This window comes from Tardiphaga sp. 841_E9_N1_2 (assembly GCF_051811065.1).
GTDB lineage: Bacteria > Pseudomonadota > Alphaproteobacteria > Rhizobiales > Xanthobacteraceae > Tardiphaga > Tardiphaga robiniae.
In genome coordinates this window covers 4,579,030-4,597,879 of record NZ_JBPWQC010000001.1, presented here as the reverse complement: position 1 = coordinate 4,597,879, position 18,850 = coordinate 4,579,030, and the positions used below count along the sequence as shown (strand labels likewise).

The following is an 18,850-nucleotide window of genomic DNA, read 5'->3' as shown; positions in this document are numbered from 1 at the left end:
GAGCTACGGCTCGACTACTTGAGCGGCACATAGACATTGATGACCAGCTTGTCTTCCGCCGTCTTCAAGGGATCGGTCATGTATTCCTCGATGAACGTATCTTTCGCCTCTAACTTCTTGTCGTCGAGGTGATTGGTGATCGCCTCATAGGTGTTGTCCATATTGTCGTAGGAGCCGCGATGGACGAACTTCAGCGCCTTACCATCCGGCGACAGGCCCATCTTCATCGCTTTCGGCAGGTTCTTCACCTCCTGATCGACCGGGATTTCCGCGAGGAAGGTGAAGCCAGTGTCATCGGTGGTCGTATAGACGATCATTGGGTTGCCGGATGATTTGACACCCTGTTTGTCGAGCACGGTGGTGATCTGCTTGAACGCATCCATCAGCGTATCGAAGGCCGAATCCCAATTGGCCTTGCCGACGAACGTCACCATCTGCTTCGGCGACAGCGTGATTTCCTCGCCGAACGGATCGGCAACCTGGACCTGAGGCGCGGGTGGCGTTGCAGGGGCCTGCGCCGCTGCGGGCGGCGTTGCCGGCGCGGCGGGGGCCGGCGTCTCCGGTGTGGCGGGAGCGGGTGTGGCTGGAGCCGTTGCCGCCGGAGCTGGTGTCGCCGGCGCGGGCGGGGTGGCCGGGGAGCTTGCCGCTGGCGGCGTGGCAGGCGGAGATTGTGCCCAGGCCGCGGCGTTCAGCGTCAGCGCGGCTGCCGGGATCAGCGCCGCAGTGGCGAGGCGGGACAGGCGAGAACGGGTCATTCGAAGGGTCTCCAGTGACATCCTGCAGCGCAGCGTCCGGCAACATGCGCGATACGGCATCATGGTAACACGCAGCCGCAGCTTTCGTCCCCTCCCCAAATTGCGCAGGGCCATTCAAAACAACCGACACAGAATAGCCGCACTGGTCAATCGGGCCAGCCTCGCCATATAAGGCAGGGATAACGGGACACGACATGAGCGCACTGGCCAACCATTCCTTCGCCAAGATGAACGGCATCGGCAACGAGATCGTCGTGATCGACCTGCGCGATACGGCATCCGGTATCACGCCTGCCGACGCCCGGGCCGTGGCCACCCCCGAAGGCGTGCCCTATGACCAGTTGATGGTGCTGCAGAAGCCCCGGCTGGCCGGCACCGACGCCTTCGTCTCGATCTACAACAATGACGGCTCCGAGGCCGGCGCCTGCGGCAACGGCATGCGCTGCGTGGCGCGGCAGACGTTTGCCGGCGGCGACAAGACGGCACTCACATTCGAGACCAAGGCCGGCCTGATCAATTGCTGGCAAGGCCCCGCGCCTGACCTTTACACGGTGGACATGGGCACGCCGAAGTTCGGCTGGCAGGACATTCCGCTGGCGGAGGAGTTTCGTGACACCCGCGGCATTGAGCTGCAGATCGGCCCGATCGACGCGCCCATCCTGCACACCCCATCAGTCGTCTCGATGGGCAACCCTCATGCGATCTTCTGGGTGGACGACATCCAGGCCTATGATCTCGAAAAGTTCGGGCCGCTGCTGGAAAACCACCCGATCTTCCCGGACCGCGCCAATATCACGCTGGCGCATATCGTCGATCGCGATCACGTCGTGATGCGGACCTGGGAGCGCGGCGCCGGCCTCACCAAGGCCTGTGGATCGGCTGCCTGCGCAACCGCCGTGGCCGCCGCCCGCCTGCGCAGGACCAACCGAACGGTGCATATGACGCTGCCCGGCGGAGAACTCACCATCGAATGGCGCGAGAGCGACGACCACGTGCTGATGACAGGGCCGGCCGCGTTTGAATATGAGGGCACGTTCGATCCGAAGCTGTTCGCTTCGGTCGCGTAAGCCCTACTCCCCGTTCCAGCCACACGCCCTGAGCCGCTCATACAGATGCGGCGGGGCCGGTGCGACGACACGAATCGGGTCCTTGTTGCGCGAAATCGGAATCACGATCTCGCGGGCATGTAGATGCAGTGTCGGCTCGCCGAAGCGTGGCCCGTTGCCGTAGATATTGTCGCCGACAATCGGAAATCCGGATGACGCAGAGTGCACGCGGAGCTGATGCGTGCGACCTGTCACCGGCTCGAGCGCCAGCCAGCTCATGCCGCCGCCGCGGCCGAGCACGGTGAAATTCGAGACGGCCTTGAGCCCCTCGGGATCCGGCTTCATCCACCAGCCCCGGTCGGCATTGAGCCGCCCGAGCGGCATGTCGATCACGCCCGAATCTTCGGCAGGCCCGCCCTCGACCACCGCCCAATAGGTTTTGCGGATACGGCTGTGCTTGAACAGGAGGCCCAGCGACGCTGTCGCCTTGCGGTGCCGGCCGAGCACCAGGCAACCCGACGTATCCCTGTCCAGCCGATGCGCCAGAACCGGCGCACGCGGCAGGCCATAGCGCAGGAATTCGAACGAAGTTTCCAGATTGGCGCCGCCCTTGGGGCCACGATGCACCGGCAGGCCGGCGGGCTTGTCGATTACCAGCATCAAGCCGTCACGGTGCAGCACCCGCGCCAGAATCTCGGCCTCGGTCAGCTCCACCGCGTCGGTGCGGGGTTCCAGCCGGGGCTCGGCCTCCAAGCTTACGTCTTCGTCACTTTCACTGGTCATACTTTGAATCATGGCGCGAAACGGCTAACACACCCCCGACATGAGCGACACTCCCGAAACGCCAAAACTGAGCTGGTGGCGACGGCTCTCCGGCGGGCTGAAGCGCACCTCGAGCGCCCTCGGCACCGCGGTCGCCGACCTCGTGACCAAGCGCAAGCTCGACCGCGCCATGCTCGAGGACATCGAGGACGTGCTGCTGCGCGCCGATCTGGGTACCGAAGTGGCGGCGCGGATTTCCGCCGCCGTCGGCCATGGCCGCTATGACAAGGCGATCTCGGCCGACGAGGTCAAAACCGTCGTGGCCACCGAGGTCGAGAAAGTGCTCTCGGCGGTGGCCAAGCCGCTGGTGATCGATACCAGCCACAAGCCGTTCGTCATCCTCGTGGTCGGCGTCAACGGTTCCGGCAAGACCACCACCATCGGCAAACTGGCGTCCACCTTCTCCGCCGAAGGCCGCAAGGTCATGCTCGCCGCCGGCGATACGTTTCGCGCGGCAGCCATCGAGCAGCTCAAGGTCTGGGGCGAGCGCAACAAGGTGCCGGTCATCGCCGGTGCGCAGGGTTCGGATTCCGCGAGCCTCGCTTTCACCGCCGTCACCGCGGCTCGCGACGACAAACGCGACGTGCTGCTGATCGACACCGCCGGCCGCCTGCAGAACAAGACCGAACTCATGGTCGAGCTCGAGAAAGTCGTGCGCGTCATCAAGAAGGTCGATGCCTCGGCGCCCCATGCGGTGCTGCTGGTCCTCGATGCCACAGTGGGACAAAACGCGCTGTCGCAAGTCGAAGCGTTTCATCGTACGGCTGGCGTCACCGGCCTTGTGATGACCAAGCTCGACGGCACCGCGCGCGGCGGCATCCTCGTGGCACTGTCGGAAAAGTACAAACTGCCGGTGCATTTCATCGGCGTCGGCGAAGGCATCGACGATCTCGCGCCATTCACCGCCAGGGATTTCGCGCAGGCGATTGCAGGAATTGAAAGCTGATATGACTGACGTGATCGACAAGAAGCAGCCGCACCCGCTATTCAAGCTCGCCACCGAGCTCGGCCCGCTGATCGTGTTTTTCGTCGCCAATGCGAAGTTCAACCTGTTCGTCGCGACAGGCGCTTTCATGGTGGCGATCGTCGCGGCGATGATCGCGTCCTATGTCGTGGTCAGGCATGTGCCGATTATGGCGCTTGTCACCGCCGTCATCGTGCTGGTGTTCGGCACGCTGACGCTAGTGCTGCATGACGAGACCTTCATCAAGGTCAAGCCGACCATCATCTATGGCCTGTTCGCAGCGATCCTCGGCGGCGGCCTGTTGTTCGGCCGATCCTTCATCGCCATCATGTTCGACCAGATGTTCAATCTCACACACGAAGGCTGGCGTGCGCTGACGAAGCGCTGGGCGCTGTTCTTCTTCGCCATGGCGCTTCTGAACGAAGCGATCTGGCGCACCCAGAGCACGGATTTCTGGGTAGCCTTCAAGGCGTTCGGCGTCATCCCGCTGACCATGGTCTTCGCGGTGGCGCAGATGCCGCTGATCAAGCGCTACGGCATCGAGCCGGCTACGCTCGCGGAGAGCACGGCGGACGAAGGCGATCTGAGGAAGTAGAAGCGGCTCTTACTTAACCTCGCCCCGCTTGCGGGGAGAGGTCGGATTGCGAGCGCAGCGAGTAATCCGGGTGAGGGGGAGCCAGTGTTTCACTCGTTAGCTCCCCCTCACCCGTCGCGGACTTCGTCCGCGCCACCCTCTCCCCGCAAGCGGGGAGAAGGAAAACATCACACCGCCAGCGTGCCGGCCTTTGCCGCCGCATAGCGGTCGCCGACCTTGGTCCAGTTGACCGTATTCCACCACGCCTTGAGATAATCAGCGCGACGGTTCTGGTAGGTCAGATAATAAGCGTGCTCCCAGACGTCGTTGCCCATCAGCGCGCGCTTGCCGTCCATGATCGGATTGTCCTGATTCGGACGCGTCTCGATCGACAGCTTGCCGTCCTTGTCGACGATCACGAACACCCAGCCAGAACCGAACTGACGGCCGCCGGCGGCGTTGAAATCGGTCTGGAATTTCTCGAGGCCGCCGAGGTCGCGATCGATCGCCGCGAGCACATCGCCTTCCGGCTTGCCGCCATTCGGGCCCATGATCTGCCAGAACATGGTGTGGTTGGCATGGCCGCCGAGATTGTTGCGCACGCCGGTGCGGATCGCGTCAGGCACGCTGTTGAGATTGCCGAGCACCTCGACCAGCGGCTTCTCGCCGATCACCGGGGTATCCTTGGCAAAATTGTTCATGTTGGCAACGTAGGCGGCGTGATGCCTGTCGTGATGGATCTCCATCGTCTTGGCATCGATATGCGGTTCAAACGCCGTGACCGGATAGGTCAGCGGCGGCAGGATGAATGGCGCATTGCCGGCAGTAGGGGTGGCCGGCGCAGCCGCCTGGGCGAAAGCAAGACGGGGCGCGACGACCGCGGCAGCGATGCCGGTCGCAGCGAGCATGAGATGGCGTCGGGACATCGATGACATGGGGCTTCTCCCTTGAATATGGACTGCTACGTCTGGCAAATACGCACCGCATCTCTGGCAGTTTCGTGTGCGGGCATTGTGACGCAGCGCGACATAGCACATCACAGGTCTGAGATACCGTCTCACATGGGGCGAATCATGATCCACCGGGCCGGACACTGCGTTGGCCGTCGCGGTGTTTCAGGAGATAATGCAGGCCGACCAGGGCCGCAGCCATTCCCGAGATCGCGCCGATGGCTAGCGCCCAGCGCGGACCGAATCGATCAGCGGCCCAGCCGACAATCGGCGCACCGATCGGCGTACCACCAAGTGCAATGGCTAGCAGGATCGCCATCACGCGACCGCGCATGGCCGGCTCGGTCGAGAGCTGCACCAGGCTGCTTGTCGAGGTGGTCACGGTTTGAGCTGCGATACCGATCACGATCAGCGTAAGGCCGAACAACCAGTAACTCGGCATGGCGGCGGCGAGGGCGAAGCCCGCGCTGAACACAGCGGCCCCGACGATCAGAAGACTGATGCGCGGCCTGTCGCGCCGCGCTGCCAGCAGCGAACCGATCACCGACCCGATCGCCATGACCGATGTCAGGACGCCATATTGACCGGCGCCGGCATGAAATGCCGTGACCGACATGGTCGAGATGAAAATCGGAAAGTTCAAACCGAAGGTGCCGATCAGGAACAGCATCAGCAAGATGGCTTTCAGGTCCGGCCGTTTCCAGACATAGCGAAAGCCTTCGACCAGACTGCCGCGGCCACCTGCAGAACGCTGCGCCGGATACATCTCATCGGCGCGCAGAAGCATGAGGGAGCCAAGCACCGCCATGAACGAGACCGCATTGAGAATGAACACCCATCCGGAGCCGACATGGGCAATCAAGAGGCCAGCAACCGCCGGACCGATCATCCGCGCCGCGTTGAACGAGGTCGAGTTGAGCGCGACGGCATTCGACAGATCGGCCTCGATGACCAGTTCGGAGACGAAGGTCTGCCGTGCCGGAAAATCGAAGGCCGCAACACAGCCGAGCAGGAACGCGAACACATAGACATGCCAGAGCTGCACGTGACCGCTGAGGAGAAGGAGTTCCAGCCCAAGCGCCAGCAGCCCCATCGCCACCTGCGTCGCGATCAGCAGCTTGCAGCGATCCAGATGATCGGCGGCATAGCCCGTGAATGGCAACAGCAGAAGCATCGGCCCGAACTGCAGCGCCATCACGATGCCGACCGCGGTGGCGTTGTTGTCGGTGAGTTGCGTGAGCACCACCCAGTCCTGCGTGGTACGCTGCATCCACGAGCCGATATTCGACACCAGCGCACCACCTGCCCAGACGCGATAGTTGAAACCGCGCAGCGAGCGGAACGTACCGGTGGCCGATATACTCATGAACCGAGCGGTGTGTTGCCGCCGTGAAGGCGCCCGAACAGCCGCGCCGTAAAGATCGCCATCAGCAGAGCGCCAAGACCGAAAGCGGTGACATCGATCGTGGAATGCAGATCGAAATCGCCGACGCGGACGACGAGGAGATAGCCGATCACCAGATTGACGAAGCCCCAGATCACATTGACCGTCGATGAGGACAAGCCTTTGCCGGATGGGGTGGCGAAGGGACTTTGAAACGGCCGGCCGGATACGCCGCTCACGAGGTGCGGGATCACATTGATGAGGAAAGCGCCACCGAAGAACCAGGCGAGATAATGAAGCCAAAGCATCTCACGCACTCCGTTTGTCGAGCAGGTTGATGACGTCCTGCGTGGTGCCGGTCTCACCGAGACGGGGGAAGACTTTGGCGATACTGCAATCATGCGCTTCGGCGCGCATATCCGTCATCGCATCGACGGCGAGCGTGACGTTGAAGCCCGCTTCATAGGCTTGGCGCGCAGTGGCTTCGACACCGGTCCCCGTCGCAACACCGGCGATGACGACTTGCGTGACACCGCGCGACTTCAGTTGCTGTTGGAGATCGGTCGTGGCGAACGCGCCCCAGCTATGCTTGGTCACGGTGATATCGCGGGGTTGCTGATCTAGTTCAGGGATGAGATCGGTCCAGTCCTCGGCAAGCGGCACCGATCGGCGCAGCTGTTCGGTGCGGCCCGGCGCACCGCCGGCCACGTTGACGAGCACGACCGGCAATTCGCGGACGCGAAACGCGTCGAGCAACAAACGTGTCTGTTTCACGACGTCCCCGATCGGATGCACCGTCGGCAGCGCGACGATGCCTTGCTGCAGATCGACGACAACAAGTGCCGTGTTCAGATCGAGCGTCGTGAGGGGCATGGGGCTGTCCTTTGAATGCGGTGGCGCGATCAGGCGTCGACGATGCGCTTGAGCAACCCGATGCTGCCGGCGAGCTGATCCTGCTCCACGGCGGTCAGGGTTTTCTGGATGGCGTGGAACAGCCAGTCCTCACGGGCGGCGCGACCGACACGGATCCATTCCTTACAGGCGGGGGTGAGCGCCCAAATGGTCTGGCGACCGTCATTCGGATCGGGGGTGCCGCTGACCAGCCCGGTGGTCTCCAGCGCTGCCACCGTGGCGCCCATGGATTGCGGCCGCACGCCCTCGGCGCGAGCGAGATGGGTCACCGTCGCCGGGCCGTCGCGATCCAGCCGGCTCAGCACCGACACCTGGGACATCGTCAGGTCGCCGATGCCGGCCTTTTCACGCAATCTGCGCTTCACCTGACCGATCAGGTCGCGAATCTCGGTCGCCAATGCCAGCGCCTGGGCATCTTCGGGGTTGTCATGATGGTCCGTCATGACCTCGGGCTACAGGATACGAAGGAAAACTACAAAGGAAAGCTTCATATCTGTCGATCACATCGCCGTGTCGTTTCAAACCTCGCAGTGATGGGGGCAGGTGTCTTGCCGCTAAACAAAAAGGGCGGCCTCTCGGCCGCCCTTTCGCATTCACGATATCGCGAAAATTACTCCGCTGCAGTCGCGCCTTCGGCAGCCTTCTGCTTGGCTTCGAGGTCTTCGCCGGTCTCCTGATCGACCGCCTTCATCGACAAACGCGTCTTGCCGCGATCGTCGAAGCCGAGCAGCTTGACCTTGACCTTGTCGCCTTCCTTGACGACGTCGGAGGTCTTCTGGACGCGGCCGCCGGCGAGCTGGCTGATGTGAACCAGGCCGTCCTTGGCGCCGAAGAAGTTCACGAATGCACCGAACTCCATGACCTTGACCACGGTGCCTTCATAGATCGCGTTGAGCTCCGGATCCGAAGCGATCGACTTGATCCACTTGATCGCAGCCTTGATCGACTCACCATCGGATGAGGCCACCTTCACGGTGCCGTCGTCTTCGATGTTGACCTTGGCGCCGGTCTTTTCGACGATCTCGCGGATCACCTTGCCGCCGGTGCCGATCACTTCACGGATCTTGTCGGTGGCGATCTTGAAGGTCTCGATGCGCGGCGCGTATTCGCCGAGCTCGGCACGGGCGTTGTTGAGCGCCTTCGACATCTCACCGAGAATGTGAATGCGGCCTTCCTTGGCCTGACCCAGAGCGACCTTCATGATCTCTTCGGTGATACCGGCGATCTTGATGTCCATCTGCAGCGAGGTGATGCCGGTATCGGTACCAGCCACCTTGAAGTCCATGTCGCCGAGGTGATCTTCATCACCCAGGATATCCGACAGAACCGCGTAGCGTGCGCCTTCGAGGATCAGGCCCATGGCGATACCCGCCGTCGGACGCTTCATCGGAACGCCCGCATCCATCAGCGCCAGCGAAGCACCGCAAACCGATGCCATCGACGACGAACCGTTGGACTCGGTGATCTCCGACACCACGCGCACGGTGTACGGGAATTCGTGGTGACCCGGCAGAACCGGATGGATTGCGCGCCAGGCGAGCTTGCCGTGGCCGATTTCGCGACGCTTGGTGCCGCCCATACGACCGGTCTCGCCGACCGAGTAGGGAGGGAAGTTGTAGTGCAGCAGGAACGTCTCTTTGTACGTTCCCGACAGCGAGTCGATGTACTGCTCGTCTTCACCGGTGCCGAGCGTGGTCACGACCAGCGCCTGGGTTTCACCGCGGGTGAACAGCGCCGAACCGTGGGCGCGCGGCAGCACGCCAACTTCGGCGACGATCGGACGAACCGTGGTCAGGTCGCGGCCGTCGATGCGCTTCTTGGTGTCGAGGATGTTCCAGCGAACGATCTTCGATTCCAGTTCCTTGAACACGCCGGCGATGCGGAGCTTGTCGTATTTCGGCTCCTGACCTTCCGGGAAGTAGTGCGCCATCGCCTTCGCCTTGACGGCGCCGACGGCGGCGTAGCGGTCCTGCTTCACAGGGATCGCGTAAGCGGCGCGCAGCTCGGTTTCGACGAGACCGAGCATTTCCTTCTCGATTTCGCTGTCATCGATGGTTTTGACCTCGCGCGGCTCCTTTGCGGCCTTCTCGGCGAGCTCGATGATCGCCTTGATGACCGGCTGGAAGTGGCGGTGACCGAACATCACGGCGCCGAGCATCACGTCTTCGTTGAGCTCCTTGGCTTCCGATTCCACCATCAGCACGGCATCGCCGGTGCCAGCGACGACGAGGTCGAGATTGGTGTCGGCCATTTCGTCGAGGGTCGGGTTGAGCACGTATTCATCATTGATGAAGCCGACGCGGGCTGCACCGATCGGGCCCTGGAACGGGGCGCCGGAAATCGTCAGCGCAGCCGAGGTGGCGACCAGCGCGAGAATGTCCGGATCGTTCTCCATGTCGTGCGACAGCACGGTGACGACGATCTGGGTTTCATTGCGCCAGCCATCGACGAACAGCGGGCGGATCGGGCGATCGATCAGGCGGGAGACCAGCGTCTCCTTCTCGGTCGGACGACCTTCGCGCTTGAAGTAGCCACCGGGAATGCGGCCGGCTGCATAGGTCTTCTCGATGTAGTCGACGGTCAGCGGCAGGAAGTCGATGCCATCCTTGGCAGTCTTCGCGGCGACGACGGTGGCGATAACGACGGTCTCGCCATAGGTGGCGATGACGGCGCCGTCAGCCTGACGGGCAACCTTGCCGGTTTCCAGCTTGAGCGGACGACCGCCCCAATCGATCTCGACGGAGTGAACATTAAACATCTTAGGTTTCTTTCATGGGTTCACGGAGGACGTGACGGCCAAAAACACTGAAGTCCAAAACACAAAAGCCATGCGCAAGACGGCAAGAAGCTGTTCGCGATGTCGCGAAATCAGCGTCCGGCGATCCTGCCATGGCTCTGGTATTCTGAATGGCGTCCATCCTTCCGATGGTCGCGGGGATCTTTGGAGGATCGCGCCGCGCGACGGGCACCTTGCCCGTCATCGTCCAGTTGCCGGATTGCTTCTGAACGTTATCGCGAAAGCCGCACATGGCTTCCGCTACAAAAAACGCGCGCAAAGGGTTTTTGCGCGCGTGATTTCGCTTAGCGGCGAATGTTGTGCTTCTCGAGCAGCGCCTTGTAGCGCGCCTCGTCCTTGCGCTTGATGTAGTCAAGCAGCGAACGACGCGTGGAGACGAGCTTCAAAAGACCACGGCGGGAATGGTTGTCCTTGGTGTGGGTCTTGAAGTGTCCGGTCAGGTTGGCAATGCGCTCGGAGAGGATCGCAACCTGGACTTCCGGCGAACCAGTGTCGCCGGTCTTGTTGGCATTGGTCTTGATGACTTCCGCTTTGCGTTCTGCGGTAATCGACATCGTCAGTTACTTTCTTTGCGGGCCGAACTGGCGGTCAGTCCGGTCAGGTTAAACACGCGCTTGGGGATGAGTTCGCCATTGCCAACTTCAGCGAGGGCCAATAATCGCCCTGCCACCGTGACATAAACTGTGCCGCTACAATCGGGCGCATCCCGTCCGCGCAACAAAACGGCTTGGCCCCGATGGAGCCTTGCCGCATCCGCCCGTGTGACGGCCAGTGCCGGGATGTCGTCCAGCGCGGTCTCAACGGGCAGTAGCGCGTCGGCGAGGCTACCCTCGCCAGACGCGGCTCTATCGCACAAAGCCTCCAACTGTTCCAGCGGAATCATGTCGGCTTCGGCGAAAGGTCCGACCAGGGTACGCCGGAGCGCACTGATATGGCCGTAGCAGCCGAGTAAACGGCCAATATCGCGGGCCAGCGCACGCACGTAAGTGCCCTTGCCGCACTCGGCTTCGAACACGGCATGGTCGCTATCTGGCTGTTCTGTCAGGACTAATTCGTGAATCACAACCGGTCGGGGAACCAGCGGCACCACCTCGCCGTCGCGGGCGAGATCATAGGCGCGCTCGCCCTGGATCTTGATCGCCGAGTATTGCGGCGGGGTCTGTTCGATATTGCCGGTAAATTGCGGCAGCAGAGCCCTGATCTGGTCGGCCGTTGGCCTATTCGGGCTGGTGAAGGTCGCACGGCCCTCGGTGTCGTCGGTATCGCGTTCCTCGCCCCAAGCGACCGTAAAGCGATAGCGCTTGCGGCCGTCCATCACGAACGGAACCGTCTTGGTGGCTTCGCCGAGCGCGATCGGCAGACCGCCGGACGCCAACGGATCAAGGGTACCGGCATGGCCGGCGCGCTTGGCCTGGAACAGGCGCTTGGCGATCGCGACGGCCTGGGTCGAGGTCATGCCGATCGGCTTGTCGAGGATCACCCAGCCATGAACGTCGCGCTTGTCGCGCCGGACCTGGCCCTGCTGACGCTGCTTGCCGCCCTGATGGCGGGGATCGTTATTGCCGCGATGGCCCTGATGCTGACGCTGGTCATTGCCGCCGCGGTCAGCTTGCTGACCGTGGTCGCCGTGCTGCACGGCCGGAGACAGGGTGGGCTCGCCATTGCCCGCTTCATCGAGGCGTGAATCGAGGGCGGCGGCTGGGGTCGTCACAGTCATTCGTTTTCGTCCGAGTCTGGTTTGAGGTCGCGCGCAACGGCAGGCGTGCGCAAAAGTTTGTCGATGCGCTCGGCTTCGTCGAAGCGCTCATCGATGCGGAAGCGGAGATCGGGGGCGTATTTGAGGTTCACGCGATACGCGACCTCGGTTCGCAGGAAGCTCTTGTTCGCCGCGAGCGCCTTCAGCACCGGTTCGGTGTTCTGGCCGCCGAGCGGCATCACATAGACGGTGGCGAGCTTGAGATCGGGCGACATCTTCACCTCGGGCACGGTGATGATGGTGGTCTGCAGAACGGGATCGTGGACCCCACCCTGCGACAGGATATCGGCAATCGCGTGGCGCATCAGCTCGCCAACGCGCAATTGACGCTGCGAGCCGCCCGGCGCGGCAGATTTTTGGTGATGCTTGGGCATCGGTTTCCCTACGAAAACAAAATTCGTCATGGCCGGGTTTGTCCCGGCCATCCACGACTGCTCTTTTGAAATTCAAAGACGTGGATGCCCGGCCATCTAGCGAAGCTAGCTTCGCGCAGGCCGGGCATGACGTCTCGTTTAAATCCGGTCTCTCTGTAAGATTTGGACTTACAGGGAGCGCTGGATGGTCTCTACGCGGTAACACTCGATCACGTCGCCGACGCGCATGTCGCCGTAGTTCTCGAACGCCATGCCGCATTCCTGGCCTGACGCCACTTCCTTCACTTCGTCCTTGAAGCGCTTCAGTGTCGACAGCTTGCCTTCGTGCACCACGACGTTGTCGCGGATCAGGCGCACATTCGCGCCGCGCTCCACGGTTCCGTCGGTGACGCGGCAACCCGCAACCTTGCCGACCTTCGAGATGTTGAACACTTCGAGGATCTGCGCATTGCCCAGCATGGTTTCGCGCAGTGTGGGCGCGAGCAGACCGGACATGGCTTTCTTCACGTCATCCACGAGGTCGTAGATGATGTTGTAGTAGCGGATTTCGATGCCGTTGCGCTTGGCAGCAGCAGCGGCTTCCTTGTTGGCACGAACCGAGAAGCCGATGATGGCGGCGTTGAAGCCTTCCGCCAGCGTGACGTCCGATTCCGAAATGCCGCCGACGCCCGCATGCAGGATGCGCGCAGCGACTTCATCGGTACCGAGCTTCTCAAGCGAGCCGAGAATCGCTTCAAGCGAGCCCTGCACGTCGGCCTTGATGATCAGCGGGAAGTCCTTGCGACCCGAGGTCTTCAGCTGGCTCATCATCTGCTCGAGCGAGCCGCGCATGCCATTGGTGGAGGCCGCGGACTTCTCACGCTTCTGATGCGCACGGTAGCCGGTGATTTCACGGGCGCGGGCTTCGTTCTCGACCACGGCCATACGATCGCCAGCTTCCGGCGGACCGTTGAAACCGAGCACTTCGACCGGCACCGACGGACCTGCCGCGGTCAGTGTCTCGCCCTGATCGGAGATCAGCGCGCGGACACGGCCCATTTCGGCACCGGCCACGATGATGTCACCGACCTTCAGGGTGCCGCGCTGAACCAGCACGGTCGCCACCGGACCACGGCCGCGATCAAGCTTGGCTTCGATCACGGTACCTTCCGCCGGACGCTCCGAATTGGTCTTCAGGTCGAGAATATCGGCCTGCAGTGCGATCATTTCCAGGAGCTTGTCGAGGTTGGTCTTGTTCTTCGCCGACACTTCGACGTCGACCACGTCGCCGCCGAAGGATTCGACCTGCACGTCATGCTGCAGCAGTTCCGTGCGCACGCGCTCCGCCTTGGCATCGGGCTTGTCGATCTTGTTGATCGCCACGATCATCGGCACGCCGGCTGCCTTGGCGTGGTTGATGGCTTCGATGGTCTGCGGCATGACGCCGTCATCGGCCGCCACCACAAGGATGACGATATCCGTGACCTTGGCGCCGCGGGCACGCATCGCGGTGAACGCAGCGTGGCCTGGCGTATCGATGAAGGTGATCTTCTTGCCGCTCTCGGGCGACGTGACCTGATAAGCGCCGATATGCTGCGTGATGCCGCCGGCTTCGCCGGACACCACATTGGCATGACGCAACGCATCGAGCAGCGAGGTCTTGCCGTGGTCGACGTGGCCCATGACGGTCACGACCGGCGAACGCGGCTCGGTATCGGTGGAATCGTCGACCTTATCGAACAGACCTTCTTCAACGTCCGATTCGGCAACGCGCTTGACGGTGTGGCCCATTTCTTCGGCCACCAGCTGCGCGGTGTCGGCGTCGATGACGTCGTTGATCTTGTGGATCGCACCCTGCTTCATCAGCAGGCGGATCACGTCCACGGCACGCTCGGCCATACGGTTGGCGAGTTCCTGAATCGTGATCGCTTCCGGGATCGTGACTTCACGAACCAGCTTTTCCTTCGGCTCGTTCGACTGATGACCCTTCAGACGCTGGGTGCGGCGACGGAACGAGGCGATCGAACGCTCGCGAACGTCGCCGGCCGACAGCGCGGTGACGACGGTGAGACGGCCGCGCTCCTTCTGCGGACCGGGCTTGGCAGTAGGCTTCGGCGCGATCACGGGGCGCGCGGCGCCGCCGGGACCACGGCGAATGACGCGTGGACCTTCATCCTCGTCGGTGCCGTCGGCAGCGACGCCGGGCGCACGCGCAGGCGTAGTTGAGGTGGCGCCGGGACGGGCCGTCGTCGTGGCCGGCTTGGCGGCCTTCGCATCGGCTTCAGCCTGACGGCGCTTGGCCTCGACTTCAGCGCGGCGCTTGGTTTCTTCTTCCTGGCGGTGACGCTCTTCCTCGGCCTTGCGACGGGCTTCGGCAGCTTCACGCTCTTCCTGTTCCTTGAATTCCTTGGTGTTGCGGCGGGCAGCCTCGATCTCGGCGAGGCGACGCTCTTCCTGCTCGCGCACGCGGGCATCGGCCAGCGCGCTGGCGCGGGCATTGCGCTCTTCTTCAGTCAGGGTGCGGAGCACGACGCCCGAACCCGAACGGGCCGGAGGCTGCGGGCGCTGCGGCGCGCGCGACGGCGGCGCTGCGGGAGGCGGAGCAGAGCTGCGTCCTGCCGGAGAAGGCGCAGCAGTGCGGGAAGCCGGTGCGGCCGGTGCAGGCGCAGCAGCGCGCGCAACCGGCGCCGCGGGCGCAGCAGTTGCAGCGGGAGCAGCCGGCGCAGCAGCAACGGGAGCTGGTGCAGCAGTCTCGACAGGTGCGGGAGCAGCAGTTGCTGGCGCGGCGACAGGCGCAGCCGCGGGCGCATCGCCGGGCATACGGCGCTTACCGCGCTTCTCGACCACCACCTGCTTGGTGCGGCCATGGCTGAAGCTCTGGCGCACAGTGCCCTGCTCGACGCGCGGCTTGAGCGTCAAGGTCTTGCTGGGAACGCTCAGAGTCTTGTCACCAGGCGTTTTCGTATCAACCATTCAGCAGTCCTAATCTTGTTGCGTTGTGCGCGGTCGCACAGTCGTCGAAGTTTCGATCAGCGAGATCGTTGGCGTCAGCGGCTCCGTCTCCGGCGCAGCAGTTGTCAGCGAAGCTTTGGCGCTTGCGTTGATGTCGTCGTCAGCCAGCCGGTATTGGACCAGAGTCTGGCTGCGCGACAGGAACGTTTTGCCCGCCGGGCCCGTAAGCACGGCAGCATGTATCACATTTGACCGCCCCAATGCCAAATCCAATTCATCGGAGCTTAAAACCGTAATGATCGGCAGTTTCGGCGCGTCGTCGCCGGATTCCGCGTCAAATTCCACGCGTTGCCGGGCAACGCTGTCCAGTTTGCGGATTCCGTCGGGGGCGCCGTTGGAGGCGTGGAGAAGAACACCGACCGTTCCGCGGCGCAGGGCGTCTTCGACCTTGGTGAAGCCGGAAACCACCTGACCGGCCTTGGCAGTTATGGCCAGCGCCTCGATGACGCCGCGCACCATGAGCTTGTCGGTGTCGTCGGCCAGGGTCGGCGACGCCTTGACCGCTTTCTTGAAGCCCTTGGCAAAAAGATTGCGCTTCGCCGCCTCGGTCACCGCCTTGCGGGAGGCCGTGACCCAGAGGCCGCGGCCGGGAAGCTTGCGCTTCAGATCCGGGATCGCCTCGCCCGTGGGCGCGACGACGAACCGGATCAGATCATCGATCGGGCGCACACTCCGCGTAACCACGCACATCCGCATCGTCCCGGGCTTGGTGCTCCGGGGGCCGTTGTCCAGATCTGCTTGGTCAGCAATGGCGAGCATGCGCGTGGCATTGTCCTTACGCTTCTTCGGTGGCGTCGAGCGGCGCACCCTTGTCGAGATCGGCCTGGGTGATCCAGCCGGCCACGACGCGGGCCTGCATAATCAGATGCTCGGCGTCTTCACGCGAAATTTCGCTGGCATCGAGAATGCCCGGGTGCTTGGTCGGCTCGGAGCCTTCCTTGCGTTCGGTCCAGCCCACCAGATCGTCGGTGGCGCAGCCGGCAAGATCCTCGACGGTCTTGATGTCGTTTTCGCCGAACTTGACCATCATCTTGAGGGTCACGCCCGGAACGTCCTTCAAAGCGTCTTCCACACCCAGTTCCTTACGTTTGCCTTCGAGTTCAGCTTCGAGCTGCTCGAGGTATTCACGTGCACGGCTTTGCAATTCGGCCGCTGTTTCGTCGTCGAAGCCCTCGATGCCCGACAGTTCCTTAGCATCGACCATCGAAAGTTCTTCCACCGAGGTGAAACCTTCCGACGCGAGCAGCTGACCGACGACTTCGTCGACGTTCAGCGCTTCCATGAAGACGCGCGTGGAATTTTCGAAATCGGCCTGGCGACGTTCGGATTCTTCCTGCTCGGTCAGGATGTCGATATCCCAGCCGGTCAGCTGCGAAGCCAGGCGCACATTCTGGCCGCGACGACCGATCGCAAGGGATAGCTGGTTATTGGTGTCCGGAACGACAACCTCGATGCGCTCACGATCTTCATCGATCACGACTTTCGAGACTTCCGCCGGCGCCAGCGCGTTCACCACGAAAGTGGCGATATCCGGCGACCATGGAATGATGTCGATCTTCTCGCCCTGCAGCTCGTTGACCACGGCCTGCACGCGGGAACCACGCATACCGACGCAGGCGCCGACCGGATCCACCGACGAGTCGCGCGAGATAACGCCAATTTTCGCACGCGAACCGGGATCGCGGGCCACGGCCTTGATTTCAACGATACCGTCATAGATTTCAGGCACTTCCTGCGCGAACAACTTGGCCATGAACTGCGGATGGGTGCGCGACAGGAAGATCTGCGGACCACGGGTCTCGCGGCGCACGTCGAACACATAGGCGCGAACGCGGTCGCCGTTGCGGAACACTTCGCGCGGCAGCATCTCGTCGCGGCGCACGATGGCTTCGCTGCGGCCAAGATCGACGATCACCGAACCGTATTCGACGCGCTTGACGATGCCGTTGACGATCTCGCCGATGCGATCCTTGAATTCCTGGTACTGCCGGTCACGCTCGGCTTCGCGCACCTTCTGCACGATGACCTGCTTGGCGGACTGCGCGGCGATACGGCCGTATTCCAGCGGCGGCAGCGTGTCGGCGATGGTGTCGCCGATCTGCGCACCCGGATTGGCGCGCTGCGCGTCAAACAGCGAGGTCTGGAAAGACGAATTCTCGACGTCCTCGACCACCAGCATGTGGCGGGTCAGAGAGAGCTGGCCGGTCTTGGGATGAATCTCGGCATGCACATCGGTCTCGGAACCGTAGCGCGCGCGGGCCGCTTTCGCGATCGCCTCTTCCATCGCCTGGATGACGATGTTGCGGTCGATCGATTTTTCGCGCGCGACGGCGTCGGCGATCTGCAGCAGTTCGAGTTTATTGGCGCTGACAGCGGCCATAGCTCATTCTCCTTCGATGGGATCGATTTCGCCTCGGCGCGCACGGTCGGCGGCCAGACGATGTTCTTTGGTATTCTTCGGCAAAGGCTTCTTGGTAGCTTTCGCGACCTTGAGTTTCGGCTTCGGCGCAAAGCTCTTTTTCGGATCGCTGCGCTTGGCATGCGGTGCCGGCGGCGGCGCGAGACCGAGCTCCCGCTTGAGATCAAGCTCGGCGTGCTTGCCGCGGCGCATGGACTCGGCGATCAGCTCGTCGGTCAGCACCAGACTGGCATTGGAGATGTCTTCCAGCGGCAACCGCGTGATGGGGTCCTCGCCGTCGCGGGCGCCTTCGCGGTCGATCAGGACGACGTCGCCTTCGATGGCGCCGAGCAGACCACGGAAGCGTTTACGGCCGCCGACGGCGACAGCCATCTCGATCTTAACCAGATAGCCATGATAGCGCTCGAAATCGGAGCGTCGGACCAGCGGACGATCGATGCCGGGCGAGGAAATTTCGAGGCGATAGGCGCGCTGGATCGGATCGGCGACGTCCATCACCGGCGACAGCGCGTGTGAGATCGCCTCGCAGTCTTCGACCAGCATGGTGCCATCCGGCCGCTCCGCCATGATCTGCACGGTGCAACCGAGCTCGCCGGAAATTTTGATCCGCACCAGCCGGTAACCGAGGTTTTCAAGCACGGGCGTAGCGACTGCCGATACCCGCGCCGCAGCACCCGGCTCGATCACCAGGCGCGGCTCGGAAAGCAGCTCGGTATCAACGGTTTCTGGGTTTTGGTCGGTCATGTCCAGGATCGAAGTATTCCGGTTGGAGGATGTCTGAATGCGCGTGCAGCCTGCAGAAGTGTATCGCGTCGGGCTTTCGGCCCTTTTGGACCCGGGCGAGCCCCGCCGGATTATCGGCCAAGGTCCGTTCAGGTAATAAAAAAGAGCGGGTCCCGAGGGGCCCACTCTCAAACGCGATCGTATGAGAACCTAATAAGTTGTGGGCGATATAGCCCTTTTCCGGCGCCCCGGCAAGGCCGCAGTGGCTGCCCCGCAATATTTCTGCAACCCGCGGTAGCCCAATCCTGCGGACTAACCGTTCCTTCATCAACCCCATCTAGGGTGCCCCAGCCTTTCCGTATGGTGGTGTTGAGTATTTTTTG

General features: G+C 62.7%; 18 protein-coding genes. 3 read left to right on the top strand and 15 right to left on the bottom strand.

Translation table 11 applies throughout. From position 1 onward, the window contains the following. Positions 1-14 precede the first annotated feature (14 nt). A complete protein-coding gene (locus AB8A50_RS22100) occupies positions 15-755 on the bottom strand; it encodes a GyrI-like domain-containing protein (protein WP_089266456.1) in 741 nt (246 codons plus the stop codon). 194 nt (positions 756-949) lie between these two features. On the opposite strand from AB8A50_RS22100, the gene dapF reads away from it, so the two are divergent. Beyond that, positions 950-1,822, top strand: coding sequence for a diaminopimelate epimerase (dapF, locus tag AB8A50_RS22095; protein ID WP_439065495.1), 873 nt, complete (start codon positions 950-952; stop codon positions 1,820-1,822). A 3-nt stretch (positions 1,823-1,825) separates the two neighbouring features. Here the strand turns inward: dapF and AB8A50_RS22090 are convergent, their stop codons facing one another. Beyond that, positions 1,826-2,461 carry an RluA family pseudouridine synthase gene (locus AB8A50_RS22090; RefSeq protein ID WP_244628691.1) on the bottom strand — a complete coding sequence of 212 codons (636 nt, stop codon included), beginning with the start codon at positions 2,459-2,461 and terminating at the stop codon, positions 1,826-1,828. A 163-nt stretch (positions 2,462-2,624) separates the two neighbouring features. Here AB8A50_RS22090 and ftsY point away from each other — a divergent pair, with 163 nt between their 5' ends. Both ftsY and AB8A50_RS22080 read left to right on the top strand, forming a co-directional pair. Continuing rightward, positions 2,625-3,569 (top strand): signal recognition particle-docking protein FtsY, encoded by a 945-nt coding sequence (ftsY, locus tag AB8A50_RS22085; RefSeq protein ID WP_175369431.1) that lies wholly within the window; start codon positions 2,625-2,627, stop codon positions 3,567-3,569. 13 nt (positions 3,570-3,582) lie between these two features. Beyond that, positions 3,583-4,182: a septation protein A gene (locus AB8A50_RS22080; protein ID WP_093758216.1), complete on the top strand. Its 600-nt coding sequence runs from the start codon at positions 3,583-3,585 to the stop codon at positions 4,180-4,182. A gap of 167 nt (positions 4,183-4,349) precedes the next feature. On the opposite strand, the gene AB8A50_RS22075 is transcribed toward AB8A50_RS22080, so the two are convergent. The 13 genes from AB8A50_RS22075 to rimP all read right to left on the bottom strand — a co-directional run bounded on the left by AB8A50_RS22075 (position 4,350) and on the right by rimP (position 18,488). Beyond that, a complete protein-coding gene (locus AB8A50_RS22075; protein WP_439078897.1) occupies positions 4,350-5,096 on the bottom strand; it encodes a superoxide dismutase in 747 nt (248 codons plus the stop codon). 136 nt (positions 5,097-5,232) lie between these two features. After that, positions 5,233-6,477, bottom strand: coding sequence for an MFS transporter (locus AB8A50_RS22070; protein ID WP_439078896.1), 1,245 nt, complete (start codon positions 6,475-6,477; stop codon positions 5,233-5,235). After that, positions 6,474-6,803, bottom strand: a complete 330-nt coding sequence (locus tag AB8A50_RS22065) for a hypothetical protein (RefSeq protein WP_439078895.1) — start codon at positions 6,801-6,803, stop codon at positions 6,474-6,476. Before AB8A50_RS22065 ends, AB8A50_RS22070 begins: the two co-directional genes overlap by 4 nt. Position 6,804: 1 nt before the next feature. Next, positions 6,805-7,368, bottom strand: coding sequence for an isochorismatase family protein (locus AB8A50_RS22060; RefSeq protein WP_439078894.1), 564 nt, complete (start codon positions 7,366-7,368; stop codon positions 6,805-6,807). A 29-nt stretch (positions 7,369-7,397) separates the two neighbouring features. Next, positions 7,398-7,850, bottom strand: coding sequence for a MarR family winged helix-turn-helix transcriptional regulator (locus tag AB8A50_RS22055; RefSeq protein ID WP_089266443.1), 453 nt, complete (start codon positions 7,848-7,850; stop codon positions 7,398-7,400). Between the two features lie 167 nt (positions 7,851-8,017). After that, entirely contained in the window at positions 8,018-10,165 is a 2,148-nt protein-coding gene (gene pnp, locus AB8A50_RS22050) for a polyribonucleotide nucleotidyltransferase (RefSeq protein WP_089266441.1), read from the bottom strand. Between the two features lie 323 nt (positions 10,166-10,488). Next, a complete protein-coding gene (gene rpsO, locus AB8A50_RS22045) occupies positions 10,489-10,758 on the bottom strand; it encodes a 30S ribosomal protein S15 (RefSeq protein ID WP_068734145.1) in 270 nt (89 codons plus the stop codon). Positions 10,759-10,760: 2 nt separating this feature from the next. Next, on the bottom strand, positions 10,761-11,921 hold the full coding sequence (truB, locus tag AB8A50_RS22040; RefSeq protein ID WP_439078893.1) for a tRNA pseudouridine(55) synthase TruB: 1,161 nt from the start codon (positions 11,919-11,921) through the stop codon (positions 10,761-10,763). Further along, positions 11,918-12,334, bottom strand: coding sequence for a 30S ribosome-binding factor RbfA (gene rbfA, locus AB8A50_RS22035; RefSeq protein ID WP_068734171.1), 417 nt, complete (start codon positions 12,332-12,334; stop codon positions 11,918-11,920). The genes truB and rbfA overlap by 4 nt, the downstream gene beginning before the upstream one ends. A 168-nt stretch (positions 12,335-12,502) precedes the next feature. Next, on the bottom strand, positions 12,503-15,286 hold the full coding sequence (gene infB, locus AB8A50_RS22030) for a translation initiation factor IF-2 (protein WP_439078892.1): 2,784 nt from the start codon (positions 15,284-15,286) through the stop codon (positions 12,503-12,505). Between the two features lie 9 nt (positions 15,287-15,295). After that, the gene (locus AB8A50_RS22025) at positions 15,296-16,084 is read right to left on the bottom strand and encodes an RNA-binding protein (RefSeq protein WP_175369427.1); all 789 of its coding nucleotides are present in this window, start codon (positions 16,082-16,084) and stop codon (positions 15,296-15,298) included. Positions 16,085-16,100: 16 nt separating this feature from the next. Then, on the bottom strand, positions 16,101-17,705 hold the full coding sequence (gene nusA, locus AB8A50_RS22020) for a transcription termination factor NusA (RefSeq protein WP_068734140.1): 1,605 nt from the start codon (positions 17,703-17,705) through the stop codon (positions 16,101-16,103). A 3-nt stretch (positions 17,706-17,708) separates the two neighbouring features. Beyond that, positions 17,709-18,488, bottom strand: coding sequence for a ribosome maturation factor RimP (rimP, locus tag AB8A50_RS22015; protein WP_093757899.1), 780 nt, complete (start codon positions 18,486-18,488; stop codon positions 17,709-17,711). Positions 18,489-18,850 lie beyond the last annotated feature (362 nt).

Excerpts from the sequence above, each read along its gene's own strand:
- AB8A50_RS22100 (WP_089266456.1), bottom strand. The coding sequence starts at position 755 with ATGACCCGTTCTCGCCTGTCCCGCCTCGCCACTGCGGCGCTGATCCCG.
- dapF (WP_439065495.1), top strand. The coding sequence starts at position 950 with ATGAGCGCACTGGCCAACCATTCCTTCGCCAAGATGAACGGCATCGGC.
- AB8A50_RS22090 (WP_244628691.1), bottom strand. The coding sequence starts at position 2,461 with ATGCTGGTAATCGACAAGCCCGCCGGCCTGCCGGTGCATCGTGGCCCC.
- ftsY (WP_175369431.1), top strand. The coding sequence starts at position 2,625 with ATGAGCGACACTCCCGAAACGCCAAAACTGAGCTGGTGGCGACGGCTC.
- AB8A50_RS22075 (WP_439078897.1), bottom strand. The coding sequence starts at position 5,096 with ATGTCATCGATGTCCCGACGCCATCTCATGCTCGCTGCGACCGGCATC.
- AB8A50_RS22070 (WP_439078896.1), bottom strand. The coding sequence starts at position 6,477 with ATGAGTATATCGGCCACCGGTACGTTCCGCTCGCTGCGCGGTTTCAAC.
- AB8A50_RS22065 (WP_439078895.1), bottom strand. The coding sequence starts at position 6,803 with ATGCTTTGGCTTCATTATCTCGCCTGGTTCTTCGGTGGCGCTTTCCTC.
- AB8A50_RS22060 (WP_439078894.1), bottom strand. The coding sequence starts at position 7,368 with ATGCCCCTCACGACGCTCGATCTGAACACGGCACTTGTTGTCGTCGAT.
- AB8A50_RS22055 (WP_089266443.1), bottom strand. The coding sequence starts at position 7,850 with ATGACGGACCATCATGACAACCCCGAAGATGCCCAGGCGCTGGCATTG.
- pnp (WP_089266441.1), bottom strand. The coding sequence starts at position 10,165 with ATGTTTAATGTTCACTCCGTCGAGATCGATTGGGGCGGTCGTCCGCTC.
- rpsO (WP_068734145.1), bottom strand. The coding sequence starts at position 10,758 with ATGTCGATTACCGCAGAACGCAAAGCGGAAGTCATCAAGACCAATGCC.
- truB (WP_439078893.1), bottom strand. The coding sequence starts at position 11,921 with ATGACTGTGACGACCCCAGCCGCCGCCCTCGATTCACGCCTCGATGAA.
- rbfA (WP_068734171.1), bottom strand. The coding sequence starts at position 12,334 with ATGCCCAAGCATCACCAAAAATCTGCCGCGCCGGGCGGCTCGCAGCGT.
- infB (WP_439078892.1), bottom strand. The coding sequence starts at position 15,286 with ATGGTTGATACGAAAACGCCTGGTGACAAGACTCTGAGCGTTCCCAGC.
- AB8A50_RS22025 (WP_175369427.1), bottom strand. The coding sequence starts at position 16,084 with ATGCTCGCCATTGCTGACCAAGCAGATCTGGACAACGGCCCCCGGAGC.
- nusA (WP_068734140.1), bottom strand. The coding sequence starts at position 17,705 with ATGGCCGCTGTCAGCGCCAATAAACTCGAACTGCTGCAGATCGCCGAC.
- rimP (WP_093757899.1), bottom strand. The coding sequence starts at position 18,488 with ATGACCGACCAAAACCCAGAAACCGTTGATACCGAGCTGCTTTCCGAG.